Source organism: Xenorhabdus entomophaga, from assembly GCF_037996725.1.
Lineage (GTDB): Bacteria > Pseudomonadota > Gammaproteobacteria > Enterobacterales > Enterobacteriaceae > Xenorhabdus > Xenorhabdus khoisanae.
This window is the reverse complement of sequence record NZ_JBBMXH010000021.1, coordinates 1-23,784: the sequence shown is the minus strand read 5'-3', so window position 1 is coordinate 23,784 and position 23,784 is coordinate 1. Positions and strand designations below refer to the sequence as shown.

General features: G+C 42.9%; 17 protein-coding genes, 1 tRNA gene and 1 pseudogene. 14 read left to right on the top strand and 5 right to left on the bottom strand.

Features of this window, described 5'->3' with window-relative positions:
- The first annotated feature begins 268 nt into the window (after positions 1–268).
- The 3 genes from AAC854_RS06495 to AAC854_RS06485 all read left to right on the top strand — a co-directional run bounded on the left by AAC854_RS06495 (position 269) and on the right by AAC854_RS06485 (position 4,406).
- Positions 269–1,567 (top strand): HlyD family secretion protein, encoded by a 1,299-nt coding sequence (locus tag AAC854_RS06495; protein ID WP_273548491.1) that lies wholly within the window; start codon positions 269–271, stop codon positions 1,565–1,567.
- Complete coding sequence (locus AAC854_RS06490) at positions 1,560–3,659, top strand: peptidase domain-containing ABC transporter (RefSeq protein WP_340616384.1); 2,100 nt, start codon at positions 1,560–1,562, stop codon at positions 3,657–3,659. Before AAC854_RS06495 ends, AAC854_RS06490 begins: the two co-directional genes overlap by 8 nt.
- A gap of 522 nt (positions 3,660–4,181) precedes the next feature.
- Positions 4,182–4,406: a hypothetical protein gene (locus AAC854_RS06485; RefSeq protein WP_340616383.1), complete on the top strand. Its 225-nt coding sequence runs from the start codon at positions 4,182–4,184 to the stop codon at positions 4,404–4,406.
- A 305-nt stretch (positions 4,407–4,711) separates the two neighbouring features.
- Here the strand turns inward: AAC854_RS06485 and AAC854_RS06480 are convergent, their stop codons facing one another.
- The 3 genes from AAC854_RS06480 to pepA form a co-directional block, all read right to left on the bottom strand.
- Positions 4,712–7,609: a valine--tRNA ligase gene (locus AAC854_RS06480; RefSeq protein WP_340616382.1), complete on the bottom strand. Its 2,898-nt coding sequence runs from the start codon at positions 7,607–7,609 to the stop codon at positions 4,712–4,714.
- A 14-nt stretch (positions 7,610–7,623) separates the two neighbouring features.
- On the bottom strand, positions 7,624–8,118 hold the full coding sequence (locus AAC854_RS06475; RefSeq protein WP_340616381.1) for a DNA polymerase III subunit chi: 495 nt from the start codon (positions 8,116–8,118) through the stop codon (positions 7,624–7,626).
- Positions 8,119–8,262: 144 nt separating this feature from the next.
- A complete protein-coding gene (pepA, locus tag AAC854_RS06470) occupies positions 8,263–9,771 on the bottom strand; it encodes a leucyl aminopeptidase (protein ID WP_273548486.1) in 1,509 nt (502 codons plus the stop codon).
- Positions 9,772–10,051: 280 nt separating this feature from the next.
- Here pepA and lptF point away from each other — a divergent pair, with 280 nt between their 5' ends.
- From lptF to AAC854_RS06455, 3 genes are all read left to right on the top strand, one after another.
- The gene (lptF, locus tag AAC854_RS06465) at positions 10,052–11,152 is read left to right on the top strand and encodes an LPS export ABC transporter permease LptF (RefSeq protein WP_340616380.1); all 1,101 of its coding nucleotides are present in this window, start codon (positions 10,052–10,054) and stop codon (positions 11,150–11,152) included.
- A complete protein-coding gene (gene lptG / locus AAC854_RS06460; RefSeq protein ID WP_340616410.1) occupies positions 11,152–12,228 on the top strand; it encodes an LPS export ABC transporter permease LptG in 1,077 nt (358 codons plus the stop codon). Before lptF ends, lptG begins: the two co-directional genes overlap by 1 nt.
- A 356-nt stretch (positions 12,229–12,584) precedes the next feature.
- Positions 12,585–12,971 carry a hypothetical protein gene (locus AAC854_RS06455; RefSeq protein ID WP_340616379.1) on the top strand — a complete coding sequence of 129 codons (387 nt, stop codon included), beginning with the start codon at positions 12,585–12,587 and terminating at the stop codon, positions 12,969–12,971.
- A gap of 425 nt (positions 12,972–13,396) precedes the next feature.
- Here the strand turns inward: AAC854_RS06455 and ampH are convergent, their stop codons facing one another.
- The gene (gene ampH, locus AAC854_RS06450; RefSeq protein WP_340616378.1) at positions 13,397–14,614 is read right to left on the bottom strand and encodes a D-alanyl-D-alanine-carboxypeptidase/endopeptidase AmpH; all 1,218 of its coding nucleotides are present in this window, start codon (positions 14,612–14,614) and stop codon (positions 13,397–13,399) included.
- Between the two features lie 383 nt (positions 14,615–14,997).
- On the opposite strand from ampH, the gene AAC854_RS06445 reads away from it, so the two are divergent.
- The 5 genes from AAC854_RS06445 (at position 14,998) to AAC854_RS06425 (ending at position 21,648) form a co-directional block, all read left to right on the top strand.
- Positions 14,998–15,082 (top strand) — tRNA-Leu (locus AAC854_RS06445).
- Between the two features lie 164 nt (positions 15,083–15,246).
- Complete coding sequence (locus tag AAC854_RS06440) at positions 15,247–16,521, top strand: tyrosine-type recombinase/integrase (RefSeq protein WP_340616377.1); 1,275 nt, start codon at positions 15,247–15,249, stop codon at positions 16,519–16,521.
- 135 nt (positions 16,522–16,656) lie between these two features.
- A complete protein-coding gene (locus AAC854_RS06435) occupies positions 16,657–19,098 on the top strand; it encodes a toprim domain-containing protein (protein ID WP_340616409.1) in 2,442 nt (813 codons plus the stop codon).
- A 691-nt stretch (positions 19,099–19,789) separates the two neighbouring features.
- Entirely contained in the window at positions 19,790–20,872 is a 1,083-nt protein-coding gene (locus AAC854_RS06430) for a GmrSD restriction endonuclease domain-containing protein (protein ID WP_340616376.1), read from the top strand.
- Positions 20,872–21,648: a HEPN domain-containing protein gene (locus AAC854_RS06425; RefSeq protein WP_340616375.1), complete on the top strand. Its 777-nt coding sequence runs from the start codon at positions 20,872–20,874 to the stop codon at positions 21,646–21,648. The genes AAC854_RS06430 and AAC854_RS06425 overlap by 1 nt, the downstream gene beginning before the upstream one ends.
- 15 nt (positions 21,649–21,663) lie before the next feature.
- Here AAC854_RS06425 and AAC854_RS06420 read toward each other — a convergent pair.
- Positions 21,664–22,122, bottom strand: a pseudogene (locus AAC854_RS06420) (IS630 family transposase); the annotation flags it as partial.
- Positions 22,123–22,217: 95 nt separating this feature from the next.
- Here AAC854_RS06420 and tnpA point away from each other — a divergent pair.
- The 3 genes from tnpA to tnpC all read left to right on the top strand — a co-directional run.
- A complete protein-coding gene (gene tnpA / locus AAC854_RS06415; protein WP_273549916.1) occupies positions 22,218–22,514 on the top strand; it encodes an IS66 family insertion sequence element accessory protein TnpA in 297 nt (98 codons plus the stop codon).
- Entirely contained in the window at positions 22,511–22,852 is a 342-nt protein-coding gene (gene tnpB / locus AAC854_RS06410; RefSeq protein ID WP_273549917.1) for an IS66 family insertion sequence element accessory protein TnpB, read from the top strand. The genes tnpA and tnpB overlap by 4 nt, the downstream gene beginning before the upstream one ends.
- Before the next feature lie 67 nt (positions 22,853–22,919).
- Positions 22,920–23,784 (top strand): IS66 family transposase (gene tnpC, locus AAC854_RS06405; RefSeq protein WP_340616374.1); only part of this gene is annotated, 865 nt, incomplete at its 3' end.

Sequence of the window (23,784 nt, the reverse complement as noted above, 5' to 3'; positions counted from 1 at the left end):
TCCACTTTGCGAACCCGATGATTTTGAGGCACGATTTCGTCAAGCGAGAGAGCTTAACCTCATCTATCCCCAATACCACATAACAGAACCGGAAAGAGTTCCATTCTATCAAGGAATTTTGCTGACGGTTTACACTACGTTAAGGCCAAATATATTACATTATAATCAGTAAAATAAATCGGGAACACTTCCATTACGTTGATAAATAATAACTTAATATTGCATCTTAAATCGTGATGACTAAATAAAACACAAATGTTAATTACACATGGCTGCTATGAATAATTTGTTTAGGAAAGAAGCTATAGAAAGTAAAAAATCCAAATGGATTGGAGAAGCACTATTAATAGCAAAAATTCCAGCTTGGGTTATTTGTGTTGTCTCATCGGTTTTTTTAGTTATTTTATTTTTATTTATTACTTTTGGTAGTTACACAAGACGCATTAATGCCTATGGTGAAGTGATAACCAATCCCCATCCAATAAATATTTTCTCTTCTCAACAAGGGTTTATTTCCCAGGAATTCGTCAATGTGGGGGATTTTGTAAAACAAGGACAAAAAATTTATCAGGTGGATTTCAATCAAATTACAGAGTCAGGAAAAATCAGCACTAATACAAAAAACTCATTAAAAAACCAATTAATGCAGATTAATAATATTATCGAAAGCTTACAAGATGATAAGTACATCACCTTAGAAAGCTTGAAAGAACAAAAAAAGCAGTATGAAGCATCACAGGAAGAATCTAAAGTTATTGTTGATAATGCCCGTAAGGGGGTTGAATTTGCAAAGGAAAACATGGAAAGCTACAAGCTCTATCAGAAACGCGGGCTTATTACAAAAGATCAATTTAATAGCTATGGCTATTCCTATTATCAGCAACAAAACATATACCAGAATCTATACAGCCAGTATATCAATGATGCATTGAAAATTACTAACCTGAATAGTGAAATTATTCTTAGACAGACTGATTTTGATAAACAAATTTCTCAATATAAAATTCAGCGTGACGATTTACAACGAAAATTAACTGAAATGGCAGCCAATGGCGCTCTATTAATAACCTCCCCGATTAATGGACGCATTGAATCACTCGGCTTCACCGTTGGTCAGACGATAACCTTAAACGATATTCTGGCTCAAGTTATTCCATATAATATCAAATCTAATTACTATTTAATTCTATGGGTTCCTAATAGCAGCTTGCCGTATATTTCGAAAGGAGATGCCATTAATATACGTTATGATGCATTCCCATTTGAAAAGTTCGGGCAGTTTTCAGGGCAAATCGATAATATTTCATATATCCCTGCTTCTGCCCAAGAAATGTCTCATTATAGAAGCTCTCCTATAAACAAAGCCGGAGAAAAAAGCGAATCCTATTATAAAGTTTTAGTTACCTTAGATAAAAATCAGTTTGATTACAATGGAAGAAAATTAAATTTATCTAATGGCATGAAAGCCCAATCTACTTTTTTCCTTGAGAAACGTCCCCTTTATCAATGGATGTTCTCACCATTCTATGACATGAAAAAAACATTGATGGGGCCACAACATGGATAAAAAATATTTTGAAACTATTACCAATAAGTTGAATCTAGGATTCAAAAGGAAAATCCCCAAAATTTTACAAACTGAGGCAGCAGAGTGTGGGTTGGCAAGTTTAGCAATGGTTTTTCATTATCATGGATTACAAATTGATTTATCCCATTTACGTAGCCAATTTGGAATTTCTACACGTGGAGTTGCGTTAACTACATTGATTAGTATTGCCAGTGCCCTTAAATTTAAAACCAGAGCCGTATCACTGGATCTTGATGAACTTCACGCATTAAAATTACCCTGTATTCTGCATTGGGACATGAATCATTTTGTTGTTTTAGTCAGAGTTAATAAAAATAAAATCACCATTCACGATCCAGCATTTGGGCACCGGGTCTTGAGTACACAAGAATTTTCCAAACATTTTACTGGCATTGCATTAGAATTGTGGCCAAGTAATGATTTTGTTCCTGCCAAAAAACAAAACAGATTGCGCATCATATCACTGTTAAATAATATTCAGGGACTTAAGGCGACACTGGGGAAAATTTTCTTCTTATCTCTTGTTATAGAAGCCATTAATATACTGCTCCCTGTAGGAACGCAGCTAATTATGGACCACGTCATTATTGCTAAGGATAATAACCTATTAACTATTATTTGTTGTGGTTTGCTTGTCTTTATTCTATTTAAAGTGAGTGTCTCTACTTTGCGTAGCTGGACATCCATTACGATGGAAACATTCGTTGATGCTCAATGGAAATCAGGGGTGTTTGATCATCTAATGAAATTACCTTTAGCTTACTTTGAAAAACGTAAGTTAGGTGATATCCAGTCACGATTTGGTTCATTAAATATCATACGTACCACTTTTACCAAAAATATTGTCAATAGTATTATCGACGCGATTATGTTGATCAGTGTTTTCATTATGATGTTACTCTACGGTGACTGGCTTGTTTGGGTAGTATCAGGGTTCACTATTACTTATGTCATCTTAAGGTTACTCACTTATCAATATTATAGGCAACTTTCCGAAGAGCAAATAGTCAAGGATGCCAGAGCAAATTCCCATTTTATGGAAACTTTATATAGTATTAATACATTAAAATCCTTGGGATTATGTGAAAATAGGGCAAAATCCTGGTTAAATCTGAGTGTCGATACTATTAACTCAAATACCAAACTTGCCAAAATAGGTACAATCTTTGATATCGTTAATACTTTTATTATTACTTGTGAGCAAGTTATTATTCTGTGGTTAGGTGCATCATTAGTTATAGATAATCAAATGACCCTTGGAATGTTTGTCGCTTTTAACGCCTATCGTGGGCAATTTGCTGATAGGGCAAGTAATTTGATCGATATGGTGCTCAGATTGCGCATGTTAAATTTACATAATGAACGAATCTCCGATATAGTACTTTCTGAACCAGAAAGAGAAGCACCAAACCGGGATATTGGTATTTCAGGATTACCCGCAGAATTAACTATTTGCAATTTGCATTATCAATACGACAATTTATCAAAACCCATCATTTCTAATTTTAATCTTAGTATCAAAGCGGGAGAAAGTGTAGCTATTGTTGGACCGTCTGGTATAGGAAAAACAACATTAATGAAATTAATGTGTGGGCTATTGGAACCTAGCAAAGGCACTATTTTAATTAATGGGCTGGATATTAACGTTATTGGTCTGAATAATTACCGTAGATGTATTTCTTGTGTATTACAAGATGATAAATTACTTTCTGGCTCTATCGCTGAAAATATATCTGGGTTTGATCTCTCTCCTAATCTTGAGTATATACAAGAATGTGCTAAACGTTGCAATATTCATAACGATATTTTATTGATGCCGATGGGATATGAAACACTCATTGGTGAATTAGGTAGCGGAATGTCCGGTGGACAAATACAGAGACTATTGGTAGCCAGAGCCCTTTATCGCCGACCAAGCATTTTATTTATGGATGAGGCAACCAGTCATCTTGATTTAGCTAATGAAAATTATATCAATGAATCAATATCAACGTTAAATATAACCAGAATTATTATTGCGCATCGACCATCAACAATTGCATCTGCTAAACGCGTTATTGCAGTGTCATGAATCATTCCTGAAAAGACAAATGAAAAAATTATTTAGCGTTAGGCCATGAGCTATAATCAATTGAATGAAATTAATTTTTTATTAGAAGGGAAACTATTCATAATGTTTGAGTTTAATATAACCAGTAGTAATAACTTAGAACATCCTCTTAGCAAATAAATATATTATTAAATAAGTTTAACATTAAGCGGTTTTTAACTTAAGTTGACATTAAACAATTGTTGTTTAATTAACGTTAAGATTAAGTGGGTTATGATAATACATGAGAAAAAATAGAATTTGGTTACAGAAAGATATAAACCTTAACCATACATTAACTGCAAATATAAATTTTTTTAAACAGCCTGAAAATTCATTAAAAATATATTGCGGTGATTTTTTTGATTGTTTCCTTATTAACTGATTTTTGGTGAAGGTTTTAATTTTTCTGGAACCATATTCAAGCAAGTATCTGATTAATGCTGTGGTTCTTTATTATATTCTGGAACATTATGTCAATGATATAAATAAATGAGGTTATATATGAAAGAGTTAAACCAAGTTGAGTTAGAACAAGTCGCTGGCGCTGGTTTCTGGGGTGATCTGTTTAAGGGCCTTGTTCATGGCGTTGAGGTTGTAGTTGATAGTGCAGCTGAAAGCCTTAAGAAGTCAGGTGTCATATCTGAAGGTACTTACAAAAGTATTGAAAATCTTGCCCACACTGGCGTTGATATGGCAGATAAGGCAATTGATAACTGGGGTATATAATATTTTAGTTGAAACTGAGGCTTATATTTTAATGTTGGATTTTCAAAAAAACAGTCTAACATGAATTCAATAAGATTTAGTTTTGATTATTTAATCACAGTATAGATTACCAGCCACTCTGACCAGAGTGGCTAACTTTTTAGACTTTAACCGGGCATTGTTTTAACCGGGCATTGTAAAATCAGACAGATGTATCTGCTTACTTCGACCCCCTCTAACCATTTTTTACAACTAACAATGAGAATATGCCTGAAGCCACCGTATATTACAGTGGCTTCATAGGAATAAACTTCAATCAGGAGAGATTACAGGGCAGCAATAGTCTCTTTCTGTGCCAGTAATTTCTCTTTTGCGGCATTGTTGGTTGCCAGACGTTCGCGCTCTTTGGCAACGACGGCTTCTGGCGCACGGCTGACAAAACCTTCGTTAGCCAGTTTCGCGTCAATGCTGCTGATCTCTTTATCCAGCTTCTCGATTTCTTTATCCAGACGCGCCAGCTCTGCTTCTTTATCGATCAAGCCTGCCATTGGGATCAGTATTTCTGCCCCATTGATCAGTTTGGTGACAGAAACAGGGGCTTCTTCACCCGCTGCCAATACGGTTACAGAAGAAAGACGGCCCATCGCCTGAAGGAAGTTGAGGTTTTCAGTTACGCGACGTTGTGCATCTTCATTGGCATCACGCAGCAGAACTTCCAGAGGTTTACTTGGTGCGATGTTCATTTCTGCACGAATGTTACGTACCGCAATGATCGCTTCCTTGATCCATTCCAGATCGTTCAGTGCCAGCTCATCCACTTTCGCCTGATCGAACTCAGGGAAAGATTGCAGCATGATGGTATCTGCATCAATACCCTTGACAACTTTCACACGTTGCCAGATGGTTTCGGTGATGAATGGAATGATTGGGTGTGCCAGACGCAGCAAACCTTCTAATACTTCAATCAGGGTATGGCGAGCCGCGCGGACTTCCGCTTCTGAGCCTTTGTTGATCGCAGGTTTGGACAGCTCCAGATACCAGTCACAGAATTGGTTCCACGTGAATTCGTAAAGAATGTTCGCGGCAATGTCGAAACGATGGGTATCCAGCGCTTCACGATAGGCTTTAACTGTTTGGTTAAATTCCGCCAGAATCCAGCGATCTGCCAGTGACAGCGACATTTCACCACCGTTCTGACCGCAATCTTGCCCTTCCGTGTTCATCAGCACGAAACGGCTGGCGTTCCACAGTTTGTTACAGAAGTTGCGGTAACCTTGCAGGCGCTTCATATCCCAGTTGATGTCACGACCGGTAGAAGCCAGTGCGGCCAGTGTGAAACGCAGGGCATCAGTACCGTGGGCTTCGATACCTTCCGGGAACTGTTTTTCAGTGCGTTTGCGGATTTTATCAGCCAGTTGTGGCTGCATCATATTGCCGGTACGTTTTTCCAGCAGGTCTTCCAGCGAAATGCCGTCGATCATATCCAGCGGATCGATAACATTCCCTTTGGATTTCGACATCTTCTGGCCTTCGTCGTCGCGGATCAGGCCGGTCATATAGACAGTATTGAATGGGACTTGTGGCTTGCCGTTTTCATCTTTGATGAAGTGCATGGTCATCATGATCATGCGGGCAATCCAGAAGAAAATAATGTCGAAGCCACTGACCAGCACATTCGTCGGATGGAAGGTTTTCAGCGCTTCGGTCTGCTCAGGCCAGCCGAGTGTGGAGAATGTCCACAGGCCAGAAGAGAACCAGGTATCCAGTACGTCTTCGTCTTGAGTCAGAGTGATATCTGCCCCCAGATTGTTTTCGCGACGGACTTCTTCTTCATCACGACCAACGTAAACATTACCTTGTGCGTCATACCACGCCGGGATGCGGTGTCCCCACCACAATTGACGGGAAATACACCAATCCTGAATATCACGCATCCAGGAGTAGTACATGTTTTCGTACTGTTTTGGTACGAATTGAATATCACCGTTCTCAACTGCTTCAATCGCCACTTTTGCCAGTGGTGCGGTGCGGACATACCATTGGTCAGTCAGCATGGGTTCGATAACCACGCCGCCACGGTCACCGTAAGGAACGGTCAGATCATGAGGTTTGATTTCAACCAGCAAGCCTTGTTTCTCGAACTCTGCCACAATCGCTTTACGCGCAGCGAAGCGCTCCATACCACGGTATTCAGCAGGAATGTCGGTTGAGTAGTTATCAGAGGCTTCGCCATTGGTATCGAATACTTCTGCGGTTTCGCGGATATCGCCGTCGAAGGTCAGAATATTGATCATTGGCAGGCTGTGGCGCTTACCGACTTCATAGTCATTGAAATCATGGGCAGGGGTGATTTTCACACAACCGGTGCCTTTTTCCATGTCCGCGTGCTCATCGCCGACGATAGGAATACGACGGTTGACCAATGGCAAAAGGATCTCTTTGCCAATCAGATCCTTATAACGGGGATCTTCTGGGTTAACCGCAACGCCGGTATCCCCTAACATGGTTTCCGGGCGGGTCGTGGCAACAATCAGGTAATCTTTGCCTTCTGCGGTTTTTGCGTCGTCAGCCAGCGGATAGCGCAGGTGCCACATGGAACCTTTCACTTCACGGTTTTCAACTTCCAGATCAGAAATCGCAGTGCGCAGTTTCGGGTCCCAGTTAACCAGACGCTTGCCACGGTAAATCAAATCTTCCTGATACAGGCGGACGAAAGCTTCTTTAACTGCTTTGGACAGACCTTCGTCCATGGTGAAGCGCTCACGCTCCCAATCTACGGAGTTACCCAGACGGCGCATCTGGTTGGAAATATTGCCACCCGATTCCGCTTTCCACTGCCAAATCTTGTCGATAAAGGCTTCACGACCATAATCGTGGCGGGTTTTACCTTCTTCTGCCGCGATTTTGCGCTCAACAACCATCTGTGTCGCAATACCCGCGTGGTCGGTTCCCGATTGCCACAGGGTGTTTTTACCCTGCATACGTTGGTAACGCACCATGGTATCCATGATAGTCTGCTGGAATGCGTGGCCCATATGCAGGCTGCCGGTGACGTTTGGTGGTGGAATAACGATACAGAAACTTTCACGGCTGGTATCGCCATTCGGCTTGAAGTAACCACTCTGTTCCCAGTGGCGATAAAGAGGTTGCTCTATCTCTGTCGGATTGTACGTTTTATCGAGAGATGGCTCAGATTGCGTTTGATTAGCGGGAGTCTTTTCCATAGTGTCTTGAATATTTAATAGGTTGGCGGGGTTGCCATGGTCAAATTAAAGCCGACGTTACGATAGGATTTATATCGTTCGCGCGCTAACTGTTTTAGATTTTCATCAATAGGAACGAAGTCTATCACTTCATGGAAAGCTGTGGCAAAGTCTGCAAAATGAGGAAGCAGTGTCACCAATACGTCGCGGGGAGCATTGCTTCTTTTTTGCGGCCAGCACAATTCCACAGGAGCGCCATAGCGGGGGCCTTCTCCGGCAAGATTGTGCGGTACAAATTGACTTGGTTCCCGTTGCCATAATGCTTCGTCCAGTTTTTCAGCCTGTTGTTGGCTTTCACAAGCAATCAGGACTCGCTTCCCTGCCCGCCACTGATCGGCAGCAAGCTGACATGCCAGCCATTCATGCGACTGTAAATTATCCGGCGACGATGATTGTTCCGGAGCCAGACTTTCCAATGGCAGCTTTTCCAATGGTAGCTTTTCCAATAAATAAAAGGTGGCGTTTTTCATAGTTTCTTGGCTACAAGATTACGGAAGTAGTGACGGAAAAGGGTATTGCATCTGCAATACCCTTAATTCTATCTATTCCTTTAATATCATTAACCGCAGTTTTATTGAATAAACTTCTATTGAACAAAATGTGCGGCAGGGACATTAATCATCAGAATTCAAACCTGAACGATTTAACAGGAATTGTGACAGGAGTGCAACCGGACGACCTGTTGCGCCTTTCGCTTTACCTGAACGCCATGCTGTACCCGCAACATCCAGATGCGCCCAATTGTATTTGGTTGCAAAGCGGGACAGGAAAGCACCTGCGGTAATAGCGCCACCTGAACGTCCGCACGAGTTTACCATATCCGCAAAATTGGATTCTAACTGTTCGGTATATTCGTCACCCAATGGCAGACGCCATGCACGATCGCCTGCTTGCTCTGAGGCATTCAGCAGTTCATGAGCCAGTGGATTATGGTTGGACATCAGGCCGGTATAGTGGCTACCCAGAGCAACGACACAAGCGCCGGTTAAGGTTGCAACATCAATGACCAGTTCTGGTTCAAAACGCTCAACATAAGTCAGCGTATCACACAGTACCAGACGGCCTTCTGCATCCGTGTTTGTCACTTCAACAGTCTGACCGGACATAGTGGTCAAAATATCTCCCGGACGATAAGCGCGCCCGCCCGGCATGTTTTCACAGCCAGCCAGAACACCGATGACATTGATTGGCAATTGCAGTTCGGCGACAACACGCATGACGCCATAAACCGACGCTGCACCGCACATGTCATATTTCATCTCATCCATACCTTCGGACGGCTTGATGGAGATACCACCGGAGTCGAAAGTCAGCCCTTTACCCACCAGTACGATAGGTTTCGCATTGGCGTCTTTGCTGCCTTTATACTCCATGACTGCCATCAAGGATTCATTCTGTGAACCCTGACCGACAGCCAGATAGGAATTCATGCCCAGTTCTTTCATCTGCTCTTCGCCAATGACTTTGGTTGTCAGATTGGCGGCATTATCAGCGAGCTGACGAGCCTGTGATGCCAGATAGGCAGCATTACAGATATTCGGTGGCATGTTTGCCAGATCTTTCGTCGCCTTGATAGCTGATGCAATGGCAAGACCGTGCTGAATGGCGCGTTCACCGCTGGTTAATTCGCGGCGGGTCGGTACATTAAACACCATCTTGCGCAGTGGGCGACGCAGTTCGTTCTTACTGCTCTTGAGTTGATCAAAAACATACAGTGACTCTTTTGCTGTTTCGACCGCCTGACGTACTTTCCAGTAGTTGTTGCGTCCCTTCACATGCAGTTCAGTCAAGAAACAAACTGCTTCCATTGAACCGGTTTCATTGAGGGTACTGATCGTTTTCTGGATAATCTGCTTATATTGACGCTCATCCAGTTCACGCTCTTTTCCACAACCCACCAGCAAAATACGTTCAGACAGGACATTAGGAACATGATGCAGCAACAAGGTCTGACCTACCTTGCCTTCAAGTTCACCACGGCGCAATAAAGCACTGATGTAGCCGTTACTTATTTTGTCAAGCTGCTCTGCGATAGAGGAAAGGCGACGAGGTTCAAACACGCCGACAATAATACAGGCACTGCGCTGTTTTTCCGGGCTACCGCTCTTTACACTAAACTCCATGCGTTCTCCTGAATCTTAAAGACAAAGATGGATACAATCGCTAAAATATCACGTTCCGCATTAATTCATCCCAAGGAAAATTAACTGTTATGTTAAGCTAAGCATATTATTTTTTGGTACTTAGCTAACGATAAGTATGTTCTAATTGGGAACCAATATATGGGATGCTTTGGTATCATTTTAGCGATGGGGAAGCCAAACTGATTCATATAAATGGTAGATATACGACGAAGTTAGCGACTTTCCTGCAAAAAGACAAGTTTTCACAGGCGTAATAAGCGTGATCATCATTAGATATCTAGTACGGGAAACCCTGAAAAGCCAAATCGCAATACTTTTCATCTTATTACTGATCTTCTTCTGTCAGAAATTAGTGGATGTGTTGGGGGCGGCGGTAGAAGGAAATATTCCCGCAAATTTGGTTATATCTTTGTTAGGTTTGGGTGTGCCAGAGATGGCGCAGCTTATTTTACCCCTGAGTTTATTCCTCGGGGTGCTAATGACTTTCAGTAAACTCTATACCGAAAGTGAAATCACCGTCATGTATGCCTGCGGATTGGGCAAAAGTGTGTTGGTGAAATCAGCCCTTATTCTGGCATTGCTGACATCAATGCTGGCGGCTGCCAATGTTATTTGGATCACGCCGTGGTCTTCCAAACATCAGGCACAAGTATTGGCAGATGCAAAAGCCAATCCAAGTCTTGCTGTGATCATGGAAGGGCAATTTAAGCCTTCCCGCGATGGCAACATGGTGCTTTATATCGGTAACGTGAAGGGCAATAACTTTGAGAACGTATTCCTTGCCCAGCTCCGTCCGACGAATGATCAGCGTCCTTCGGTAGTCATTGCGGATGGCGGTCATATGGAAGAGCGTCCGAATGGTAATCAGGTTGCTGTACTTCATCAAGGTACGCGTTATGAAGGTACGGCGATGTTGCGTGATTTCCGCATTACCGAATTCACTGATTATCAGGCGGTGATCGGGCATCAGAGAGCAGATATTGATAACAGCAAAGTCGAGCAGAAATCGATTGAGCAGCTTTGGCATGATACTGACGATGATTCACGTTCAGAATTCCACTGGCGTTTGACGTTGATTGTCTCGGTGTTGATCATGGCGTTGATGGTTGTCCCGTTGAGTGCCGTGAACCCGCGTCAGGGGCGGATAATCAGTATGCTGCCCGCCATGTTGCTTTACCTGATTTTTTTCCTGTTGCAAAGCTCCCTGCGTTCCAATGGCGGCAAGGGTAAACTTGACCCTATGTTCTGGATGTGGCTGGTTAACGGTGCGTATTTTGCTCTGGCTCTGGCGCTTAATCTGTGGGATACCGTACCAATGCGCAAACTACGTTCACGCTTTAAGAAACAAGGAGCGTCATGATGTTTGGGGTATTGGATAGATATATCGGTCGGACAATTCTGCAAACCATCCTGATGACATTGTTCATGCTGGTATCGCTTTCCGGCATTATCAAATTTGTCGATCAGCTGCGTAAAGTCGGGCAGGGGGAATATACTGCGATGTCCGCAGGTATTTATACCCTGCTGAGCGTTCCTAAAGATATCCAGATCTTCTTCCCGATGGCGGCCTTGCTTGGGGCGCTATTGGGGCTGGGAACGCTGGCGACGCGCAGTGAGCTGGTGGTAATGCAGGCTTCCGGCTTTACCCGCTTACAAGTGGCGGGTTCTGTCATGAAAACGGCGATCCCGCTGGTCCTGCTGACAATGGTCATTGGTGAATGGGTTGCTCCACAAGGGGAGCAGCTTGCCCGTAATTATCGTGCCCAGAAAATGTTTGGTGGTTCGCTGATGTCCACGACCAAAGGTTTATGGGCGAAAGATGGTGATGATTTTGTCTATATCCAGAGCGTGTCTAAGGATAACTCCCTGAACGGCGTTAACATTTATCACGTTGACGACAAACAAAAACTGCTATCCATCAAATACGCGGCTTCAGCGGTATATGACAAGGATAACCAGCAATGGAAATTATCTCAGGTTGAAGAATCTGATTTAACGCAAAATGGGCGAATCACGGGTTCACAACGTATTTCTGCGGATTGGAAAAGCCGGCTGACACCAGAAAAGTTGGGAGTGGTTTCTCTTGATCCTGAGGCGCTCTCTATCCGTGGCCTACATCAATACATCACGTATTTAGAGCAAGGGCAGCAGGATGCCGGACGCTACCAGCTTAATATGTGGAAGAAAATCTTCGCACCTTTATCGGTTGCGGTGATGATGCTTATGGCACTCTCCTTTATCTTCGGGCCGCTGCGCAGCGTACCGATGGGATTCAGGGTAGTTGTGGGTATCAGCATGGGCTTCCTTTTCTATGTGTTGAATGAGATATTCGGCCCGCTCAGTCTGGTTTATAGCATGCCACCGATATTGGGGGCATTGCTGCCAAGTCTGTTATTCTTTGTAGTGAGTATTTACTTACTTCTTCGCCGAAAATAACAGTTCCTGATATTTCATCGAACTTACTTCTCGCCTCCGCTTTTATGAAATCACTTCATAATTGTGGGGGCGATTTTCTTTTAGGTTTTCTGTCACATTAAAAGAGGATGTCTGTTAGCATCTTTTTTAGGTCTACCGTTCTCCCGGATCACTCACATGGAAGAAATCGACTGAATGTATGTGGCCATAGTGGATATTACGGAAATGGCTTCATGTTATGTCTTGATGAGAATGGTCACCATATCGGAAAAACGGCTCAGGGCTTGTATGAAATGCTGACTCCTCATCATCCCGTATGGTTTTATAACGGAACAAGAATAACGGATGAGAGACAAGTATATTAGGAGGGTTTTACAATGAAGTACCTTAAATTTTTTTCAGAGGGGTTTCATGTTTTTGAAGATGTACGTCATGATGCCTCCAGAGCGTTGCGTTTGAATATATCAGGTCATGGCATCGCTAGAGGGAAGATGGCTAATGTTGAGTTTGGCCCTATGGGACCAGAAAAGTTAATATCCATTTTATATAAATATTTCAGACATGCTATGCCTAGATATCGTCATATTAGTTTATTATTTTGCCATTCGGCAGGCCGGGATGAGTATGGAAATTCTTTTGCAGCCAGTTTCTCCCGATTACTTCCTAATTCTGCTCAGGTGATCGTAGAGGCTTATCAGGGGGTCATTGACGTAACAAGGACGCACTATAGTCGAACAACTAATTCTTTCGAAGATATCTCATAAATCGACAATCAATACCTTGATAAGGTTAATAAAAATATTAATTCCCGGCCGAAAAGAATATTGAAATCTGGTTATGATATAGATTCTATAAATCCATTATTGTTCCGATCTGCAAATGCAGAAAACACAAATATAAAGGAGGCTTTTTGGCAGTCAGTGAGTGAATTTGAGGGAGAGTTTGAAACATGTAACCCAATTAATATGGAGAAGTATCCTGCTAACCAAGTATTCTTTTGTAATGGAAGATTCAGCAGGAATATAAATGATCTCCTTTAATATAATAAATGCTTTTGACTTTCCTGAAGGAATAAGCGCTGGTTTTTATGAAGCCTTAATGATGGGAATCGACGACGCACCAGCCTGAGTTTTATATTAGCAAAATAAATAAAACTCAGGCTGTAATTTTTCTGTCAATCCTGACAATATTAAATTTGATTATGATTGAGAGCCAGTGCAGCGACTAATTCATTAACCCCACTTGTCACCCGACTGAATTTACTTTGTTCTTTCCGCGTCATCACCACAAACACGCCGATATTTTGTTCCGGGATCATCGCCATATATGTATTGAACCCACCGCCACCGCCGGTTTTCTGGTAAATACCGGGCACGTTGCCTTTGGCGTCCATATATACCCAGCCAAGACCGATACCGTCCGCCAGACCTGCAACATCCATTCCTTTGATTGACGTTAGATCAGCGCGTTTAAAGTAGATGCCCTGTTCACGACTGGCAGTTTGCTTCCTTAACTGATTTTGGGAAGATAAAAACTGTTGCATCCAGCGTTGCATATCTGCAGGAGTAGAATAAATCCCACCACTGCCTGCGGCGGCAATGGTATTCACGCAAGGGCTGGATTTCGCGCCTGCCATCAAGCGGGCACATTGGGATTGCGTGGGAGTCAGAGTTGTATCCTTCATGCGATAAGGGCGGGTAATCTCTTCTTGTAGCAAACGGGAATAGGGTTTTCCTGTGGCTTTGGAAAGCGCATCTGCCAATAAATCATAGGCCAGATTAGAATATGAGGCGGTCGTACCGGGTACGGCATTTATCCCTGCGGTTTTCAGCCAAGTCCAGCGGTTCGATTGAGTCGGCCAAATAAACACAGGACGTCCCCATTTCCCACCGGGCTGCTCCCGCGGCAGCCCGCTGGTATGACTTGCCAGATGATACAGTCGGATTGGCTGACCTGTGCCATAATCCGGTACATGGACACCGTAATAAGTATATTTCTGCAACGGATCGGTAATCTTAATACGTTCCTTCTGTGCCAATTTGATCATGACCTCGCTGGTCATCAATTTGGTAATAGAAGCAATACGAATCACAGAATCCTGCCGAGGCTGAACGCCACTTCCCGGATAAGTCTCTCCAAAACTGCGATGCACAACCTGATTATTATCGATTACCACCATCGCCATCCCTGACGGATTACCTTCATCAAATATGGACTGCGCATACTGCTCGACCAGCGCGGTAGTCATTTTCTTGATATTGTCATTACCTTCAAAAACTTCCCACTTTGCAGGTTGTGCATGAGATTTCTGGAGTTTGTTTTGGTGCAAACCGCCAGAATCAGCACAAGCCGAGATCGCCCATATCAGGGCGGAAACTGTACACAGTTTATATAGCTGTTTTTTCATTTTTGGATTAACCAATCAGAGAACGCTCAAGTGGGGAATAAAGCTGTTATTTTTTTTTCTTAAAAATCGCCATAATGGCACCGATAACGATACCCAACAGGATACCTGTAAAAATCCAACTGATAATAGTCATGATAATTTACCTCATAGCAGTGTATTGTTTTGAATTATATAAGGAGTTTATAGGTTGTCTATTGAAGGAAGATAATTGTGAAGGAAGAATTTATGTTGTGCAGTTGCCGGAGTGGTTGTGTTTTGATCTTTGTTGGCGAAAAAATGGATTTAATGATTCTTTTTTAGACACTTGAACAAGATTGAAAGGATAAGTGTTGCGAATGGTCTTCTGGCAGGTATAATGGCCCCCGTTCTCCGAATACTTCAGTGCCGAAGTGGCGAAATCGGTAGACGCAGTTGATTCAAAATCAACCGCCTTCGGGTGTGCCGGTTCGAGTCCGGCCTTCGGCACCATTTGTTAGTTTCCTAACGTCTATCCAAGTCTACAAACTCCCAAAAAACTCCAATAAATCAAGATACTTAGTTATTTTGACGTCTACTGTGGTCTGTTGCAATCAACAAGCACCAAGGGGCATAATTTGGGGCATCTACACTTCGATTGTAAATGTGCCCCAAAAATGAAACTAAACGCCCGACAAATCGAGACTGCTAAACCGAAAGAGAAATCCTATAAATTAGCGGATGGCGCTGGCTTATATCTCGAAATCACGCCGCGCGGTTCTAAATACTGGCGCATGAAGTATCACCGCCCAGCCGATCGAAAAGAAGATCGGCTGGCTTTTGGTGTCTATCCTGTTGTCTCATTAGCTGATGCACGCGCTAAACGGGACGAAGCCAAAAAATTGCTCGCTCAAGGTATTGATCCCAAAGCAGAGAGAAAAGACGCACAAGCCGAATCAAAGGGTGCATATACCTTTGAGCGGATCGCTCGTGAATGGCACGCCAGCAATAAACGGTGGAGTGAAGACCATCGAGACCGAATTATGCGAGGTTTCGAGCAATACATTTTCCCCTATATTGGTACTCTCGATATTCGCACTTTGCGAACCAGCCAACTGTTAGCACCGATCCAAGCCGTTGATACTGATGGCAAACACGATATAGCCCAGAGATTACAACAGCGTGTAGCTGCCATCATGCGTTATGCTGTCCAAAATGACCTCCTTGAATATAGCCCTGCCAATGATATGGCGGGTACTCTCACCATAGTAAAACCCAAACATCACCCTGCATTGCCTCATGAACGCCTGCCTGAATTTTTAACTCGCCTTTCATGTTATCGTGGGCGCTTACTGACCAAAATTGCGGTAGAGCTAACTTTATTAACGTTTGTTCGTTCCAGTGAAATGAGATTCGCCCGTTGGGAAGAAATCGATCTTGAAAGAGCGATCTGGCATATACCGGCGACACGAAAACCCATTGATGGTGTTAAACATTCTCAACGTGGTATGAAAATGAAAACTGAGCACATTGTACCGTTGAGCCATCAGGCGATTTCGCTTATCGAAACCTTGCACAGTCTGAGCGGAGAAAGTGAGGTAATGTTTCCCGGCGATCACGATCCAAAGAAAGTGATGAGTGAGAACACCGTCAATAATGCGTTACGTACAATGGGCTATGACACCAAAACAGAAGTTTGCGGGCACGGATTCCGCACAATGGCACGTGGTGCAATGGGAGAATCTGGCCTGTGGAGTGATGACGCGATCGAACGCCAGTTAAGCCATATCGAAAGAAACAATGTCCGGGCGGCGTATATTCACACATCCAAACATTTGGATGAACGGCGGTTGATGGTGCAATGGTGGGCGGATTATCTGGATGCTAACAAGGCGCAATTTGTAACTCCTTATGATTTTGCCAAGCCGCTTCGTGACAGGAAAAACCAGTAGCATAGCCAACAAAATTTTATATATAGGATAGCCAGTTACGTAATACATAAAAGCATGACATAAAAAACAACGCCCCGAAGTGCAGCAAACACTATCGAGGCGTCTAACCAACAACCGTTAAGAAAGGTAACGATGATGGCTGATATACAGCATACCCAAACTCACCCTAAATTTACATCTTCAGATAAAACAGGCGAACAAAAACCGCTCGACCTGATCCAATCCGTGAAAAAATCTGCTATGTATCATTGGGTAAATCTTCTACCCACCTGTGGTATTGATATTCCTGCAAAAGGCAAACATGGTTCTTGTCCTATTTGCGGCGGTACTGACCGCTTTCACCTTATTGATGATCACCATAACGGCAACTGGCATTGCCGCCAGTGTGACGCCCCAAATTATGGCGATGGGTTAGATTTAGTGGCTAAAACCAAAGGGATCTCGATTCTTGAGGCGGCAAAAGTTGTTGCTGATGCTCTGGCGTTGCCTTTATCGGAATCCAAGCCAGCCAAAGAAAACGTTCAAGCCATGCAGTCAGTTGCGGAAAGAGTAGCGGCACTGATGGCGCAAACTGTCGCCGGAGAATCGTCCTATCTGACTGCAAAAGGATTGCATTGTTCTAACCAGAAGTTACTGGAAGATGGTTCGTTGTTATTGCCATTGATAACGCCGGATAAAAAAGTTACAGGTGCGCAAATTATCAAACCGGATGGAACTAAGAAATTACTGTCTGGTAGCCAAAAGAAAAGTGCTTTTATTGCATTATCAGAGATGGAAGAACATCCAGGCACAGTGATCATTACCGAAGGTTATGCCACGGCACTGACTATTAGCCAGTTACATCAAGGCACCATTCTAGCTGCAATAGATGCAGGTAATTTGCTCTCTGTCGCTCAATCAGTCCGGGAACACTGGCCTGATACGAAAATTATTATTGCCGCAGATAATGATTGGCATCTTCCTGATGAGTTAGATGAGAACGGTAAACCAAAAAAGAACGTTGGCAAGATTACAGCAGAGAAAACCGCCAAAGCTATCAACGGATGGGTAACGTTACCACCAACTGAGTACAAAGCCGATTGGGACGATTACCGTCAACAACACGGAGTGGAAACAGCACAGCAAGCCTTTGCTCAGGGGCTTTATCAACCAACATCAATCAAGAAAAAAGTAGCCGTTCAGGTTAATAATGATACCGAATCTTCAAAACTGACATTATGCCAGATGGGAGCGAGCCAGCGCGGAGAAGTGTTACTGGCGCGGTATAACAGTGATTTGGCACTGGATGGTGCTTCGGAAAACGTTCATCACTATGATAGCGTTGTCTGGCGTCCGGTCAATGATCGCGATTTAAGGCGGGAAATGGTTGCTGCTTTTATGGAAGAGAAACTACCGTATTCACCACATGGTATCAGCTCTGCCGTAGATGCCCTGAAATTACAACTTCCCATGATGCAACCACCAGAACGCCACTTAATCGGGTTCAATAATGGTGTATTTGACCTGAAAGCCTGTCAGTTCCGGCCTCACCGCAAAAATGACTGGCTATTGCTTGCCAATGACGTTGAATTCAATTCCCCTGTTTCGGGGGAAACCCTGCAAGATCACGCGCCACAGTTCTGGCGCTGGCTCAATCAGGCAACAGCCAACTGTGAAAACAAAACAAACAGAGTGCTGGCAGCACTGTTTATGGTGCTGGCGAACCGCTATGACTGGCAACTTTTTCTGGAAGTCACCGGAGCCGGAGGCAGCGGTAAAAGCATCTTTGCCGAAATTTGTTCCATGCTGGCAGGTAAAGGCAATACTGTTTCTGCAAGCATGGCTGCACTAGAAAACCCACGGGAACGGGCGTTGATTGTCGGCTATTCGCTGATTATCCTGCCAGATCAAACTCGCTATGTGGGCGATGGTTCCGGCATCAAGGCAATTACTGGTGGTGATGAAGTTGCTATCGATCCGAAACACAAACAGCCCTACTCAACTCGTATTCCAGCGGTGGTATTGGCAGTAAACAATAATGCCATGAGTTTCAGTGATCGTAGTGGTGGTGTGTCACGGCGTCGGGTGATTTTTAATTTTTCCGAAGTTGTGCCAGAAAATGAACGTGATCCACTCCTACGGGATAAAATCGCGGCAGAATTGCCTGTGATTATCCGGCATTTGTTGCATCGGTTCACTGATCCACAAACTGCAAGGAGCTTACTGGCAGAACAACAGAAATCTGCGGAGGCGTTGGATATTAAACGTGGCACCGATCCACTGATCGATTTCTGTGGCTACCTGATTGCTTCTCATGAACCTGATGGCTTGTTAATCGGTAATGCGGAAATTATGCCGTTCAATCCTCATAAATACCTCTATCACGCCTATCTTGCTTATATGAAAGGCAATAACCTGAATAAACCCGTTTCTGTAACTCGTTTTGGCATGGATATGCCGGGTGCGTTGGCAGAATACAGCCAGCAATATTTACGCAAGAAAAGCAAACAAGGCATTCGTAGCAATCTGAGCCTGAATCTTGATACTGCTACCGAATGGATGCCGAAACTGACAAGGAATAGCCAGCCAGAAGAATAATTTTTTTCTGATTATGGGCATTTTTCAAAGAAATATAAAAAAGTGTTCACTACTGTTCATCCTATAATTTAAACCAGATATATCAAAACATTATAGGGTGAATAGTTATTTTAAAACTGTTCACAACTATTCATCACTGTTCACCTTAATTTTCCGGTTCAGGGTGAATGGTTGGGTGAAGAGTGGTGATGAGTTTAATTTCAACTCATCACCCTTTAACAACATGAATTTCAATAAAATTATTCAAAGGTGAACAGGGTGAACAGTTTTATCCATAATTCTTTAATAGGGAGGGGGTAGGTAAAAATGTTTTCTCTGGTAGGTGATCTTTTAGCTCTCCGTGTTACTGGGTTAATTTATTAGCCCGGTAACTCGGAGAAGACAAGCGCAGCGCGTCAGTGTGGTTTGAATCTGTTGTACAGCTCTTCAGACATCTAATGGGTCAATATATACCCATTCAACTTCAAGGTGCATGTTAGACCTTCCCGTAACACGTGAAAATGTAAGGTTTTACTTCATATTGCAGATCGCAACTTGAAGTTTATCTAGTATAGATCCATACCTTTTTACAGTTAAGGTCATAATGGACACTATCAATTTTAATTTGCTAAAAACATAGAAGTGTTTTGGTTCACTAGGGATAAGTAATGATGTAGAATACTATCTAATCTATTTTATTGAGGCTTATAATATGACATTAAAATTTCAACTGGCTGACTTACAGAAAAAAGCCAAGGAAAGAACTGTAAAAACTCAGAACATAGAATATGATTTAGAAACGTTAGTAAAAAAAATAGATCGCAAGACAATAAAGTTAAATCCTGACTATCAACGCAGACATCGCTGGACGGTTGAAGCCTCATCTCGGCTTATAGAAAGTTTAATACTTAATATACCTATACCCTATGTATATATATCTTTAGATGTTGATGTGGATGATGAAATAGGTGATGAAGATGAACAATATAGATATTCAGTTATTGATGGACAGCAGAGAATTACTGCAATATATGAGTTTATGAAAGGCAAATACTCTTTATCTGGATTAGAAGTATTATCTCCATTAAACGATGCCTCTTATTCAGACTTACCTGCATTCTTAATAAGAAGATTAGAAGAAAGAACAATTAAATGTCTAAGAATAGATTCAACTATTGATCCTCAAGTAAAGTATGATATATTTGAAAGACTTAATACAGGTGCATTAAAGTTAGAATCTCAAGAATTAAGAAATGCAATTTACAGGGGACCATTTAAAGATCTCCTTATCGAATTATGTTCAAACATTGACTTTAAAAACACAACAAATCTTAGCAATAAAAAAGTAGCAAAAATGGATGATCAGGAGATAATTCTTAGATTCTTTTCTCTACACTATAACAATGGATATACAGACTATAAGAGTGGATTTAAGAAATTCCTCAATGATAAAATGGATTTTTTTAATGGCCTAGATGAAAATGAATTGAAAGATATGAAGCATAAATTTGAAGAAACATTCAAAAGAATTGCAAATAGCAAAATTGATATGCCATTTTCAAACTGGAATGTTGATCACACAACCGGTAAAATAAAGAAAAAATCAAGCTTCAATGTCGCTGTGTATGATACAGTTTGCAGGATATACTATTTAGGGAATGAAAAATTCACAAGAAATTCACTCACTAGCTTCTTATTCAAAGATTCTGGCTATGTAGAAGCATGTTCTGGAAGTTATAACGATATCTCAAAATTAAGAACCAGAATGACTAAAGCTACGGAGTTATATAAATAATGAGGCCGTTTACTGTCAACTATATAAGTAAGCTTAATGATCAATGGAGAGAGATTGATTGCATAATTGACTTGGCAGATGAACACATACACAACAATATTGATACATATAATAGTCTATGCCGTTCTGCTATGGTGTTATGTGTATCACATATGGAAAATTTTTATAAGGAATTAGTTAAAAACTTCATTTCAGATATAGATAAAATGGATTTTAAATTACTTCCAGATGCAATGAAAAGACAATTTTGCAAGCAGTTCGTTGGATATGAAGATAATAAAGAAAATAATAAAAAAATAACCAGCTTGATTAACGAATTAGAAAATCATGGTAACTTTAAAATATCTTATGACGCATTTCTGCCAAGCAAAAATAAAAATCCAAAGCCCAGTATAATTGAATCAATATGTGATAATTTAGGAACGAAGAAAATATTCGAAAAACTGAGTGGAACAATATTCGATAATGTATTTTCAATGACGGACAAGGAAATAGAAAGATTTGAAAAAATTATAGACACATCAGTAAGAAAAAGATTATCAAAACAAAAAATATTAGACAATTTCGTATTGATACAAAAAATAAAATCAATACAATCAAAGGATAGAAGTCTTTGGGAATCATTTTTTGATAATATTAATACAAAAAGACATGACATTGCACATGGTAATGTTTTTGAAAATTCAACATCTACATCAGAATTAAAGGTAATAAAAAATAAATGCAAAATTTTTCAAAAAATTTGTATTTCAATTATATTTTCAAACATTAATTAATATTCGGTTAAGTCCTCAAGAGAAATTAATTGCAAATTGGTGACCATAACCTGCTAATAATGTATTGATCTCATATTCCATTGTTTCCTGAGTCCAAGTGATAAAACGTCGCCAGTGGTATTTAGCCTCCCTCCAGACGATTTCAATCAGATTCAGCTCAGGACTGTAGGCGGGAAGGTAAAGTAAAAACAGGTTGTGCTCTCGTAACCAGCGACGTTTAATTTTTTCATCGATCCCATGATGGATAGGTGCATTATCTAACACGACAAATGTCAGGCGATGATCGCCTTGTTGGGCGACCTGCGCTAAAAAATCAATGACATCATTCCGCGTGACACTGTTTGATATTATCTGATAAAACAGTGTGTTATCAGTGTAATTTAGCGCACCTAGCACTGACCGTCTGACCGGGTTTTGCGGCTCTGCTTCATGGGGCTGACCTCGTGGACTCCATCCGTATTGCACCGGCGGGGAGGCGGAAAAACCGTAAGCGCCTAATTAACCCCACATACCTGACTGGTTAATCTTTTGTCATAGTGTGTTTTCTTTTATTGAGAAGGGGAACCACCATGACATTGACTGAAAAACAACAGCACTGGGCAGCGGTTATCGAGACCCGGAAACAGAGCGGGCTGACGGTGACTGCGTTTTGTCAGCACCATGAGATTAATCTCGCCACGTTTTACTATTGGTCCAAAAAATGCCGGCAACAGACTGAGCCTCAACACCTGCACCCGGTTGTGCTCGATGAGGCACTGAATGCCGGACACATCGTCACACTCTGCCTGCCTAATGGTATCCGGGCTGAGTTGCCGGCAGGGTTATCCACTACGCAGATCCGCCACTGGATTGAGGCGCTGCGATGATACCGTGTGGCACGATCTATATAGTGTCCGGTCACACCGACATGCGAAAATCTATCGACGGGCTGGCGGGGATCGTGGATGCCCTCGGCCTCGATCCGCTCAGTGACGCCGGATTTATTTTCTGCAACCGCCATCGCGATAAACTCAAGATTTTATTCTGGGATACCAACGGCTTCTGGCTTTACTATCGCCGGCTGGAAAGAGGCCGCTTTCAGTGGCCTGCACCGAAAACCGACGGGACGGTGCACATTACGCGCCCGCAACTGAACTGGCTGTTATCGGGGTTGACCCTCTCTCCTCCCCACGCTCATCAGCCCTTACGGGGATTAAAAGTGTGATCCGTGACCTTGATCTTACCTCCGGCTGGCTGTCACACTCCGGCTTTCCCCCGTGAGAGCCTGAATAATGACTGACCTGCCGGATGATATTGACCAACTGAAAGCCCTCGTCTGCCAGCTTCAGGCCGCGAATCAGGCGCAGGCGGAATCGCTGACTGAACTGCGTGCTCAAATCAAACAACTGCTCGAACAGCTCAACCTGAGCAAATCGAAACGCTTTGGCAAACAAAGTGAAAAAGCCGACAAAGGCACGTTCAACGAGGCGGAACAGCAGGATGTCCTGCCCAAACCGGCGCCTGCCCATCATAAAAAGGGCCGTCAGCCGCTGCCCGCCGGGTTAGAACGGGAAGTTCAGCGCCATACCCTGAATGCCCCGCATTGCGACTGTTGCGGCGAACCGCTGCACACCTGCGGCGTTGAGACCTCAGAAACCCTGAAAATCGTCCCGCAGAAAGTGAGTGTTATTCGTCACGAACGCACCAAATACGCTTGCCGGCAGTGCGAAAAGACGCAGACGCACAGCAAAATTATCACCGCCCCGGCGCCGCCCAGTTTGTTGCCCCGCACAATAGCCAGCCCGGACACGCAGGCCGCCATTGTCACGGCCAAATATGTCGATGCACTGCCCCTGTACCGGCAAACCGATATTCTGGCGCGTTCCGGTATCGAGATTAGCCGCAGCACGCTGGCGAACTGGTGTGTGCAGCTCGGCCGTCAGGTGCATGGGCTGGTCGAACTGATGCAGGCGCATCTGCGCAATGAACCCTTGATATGTGCGGATGAAACCCCCGTACAGGTGCTTCACGAAGGGGATCGCCCAGCGCAGAGCAAATCCTACATGTGGGTCTACCGCAGCGGCGAGTTTGCCGCTCACCCGGCGGTGATTTTCGACTATCAGCCAAGCCGCAGCGGGCGCTGTGTCGCTGACTTCT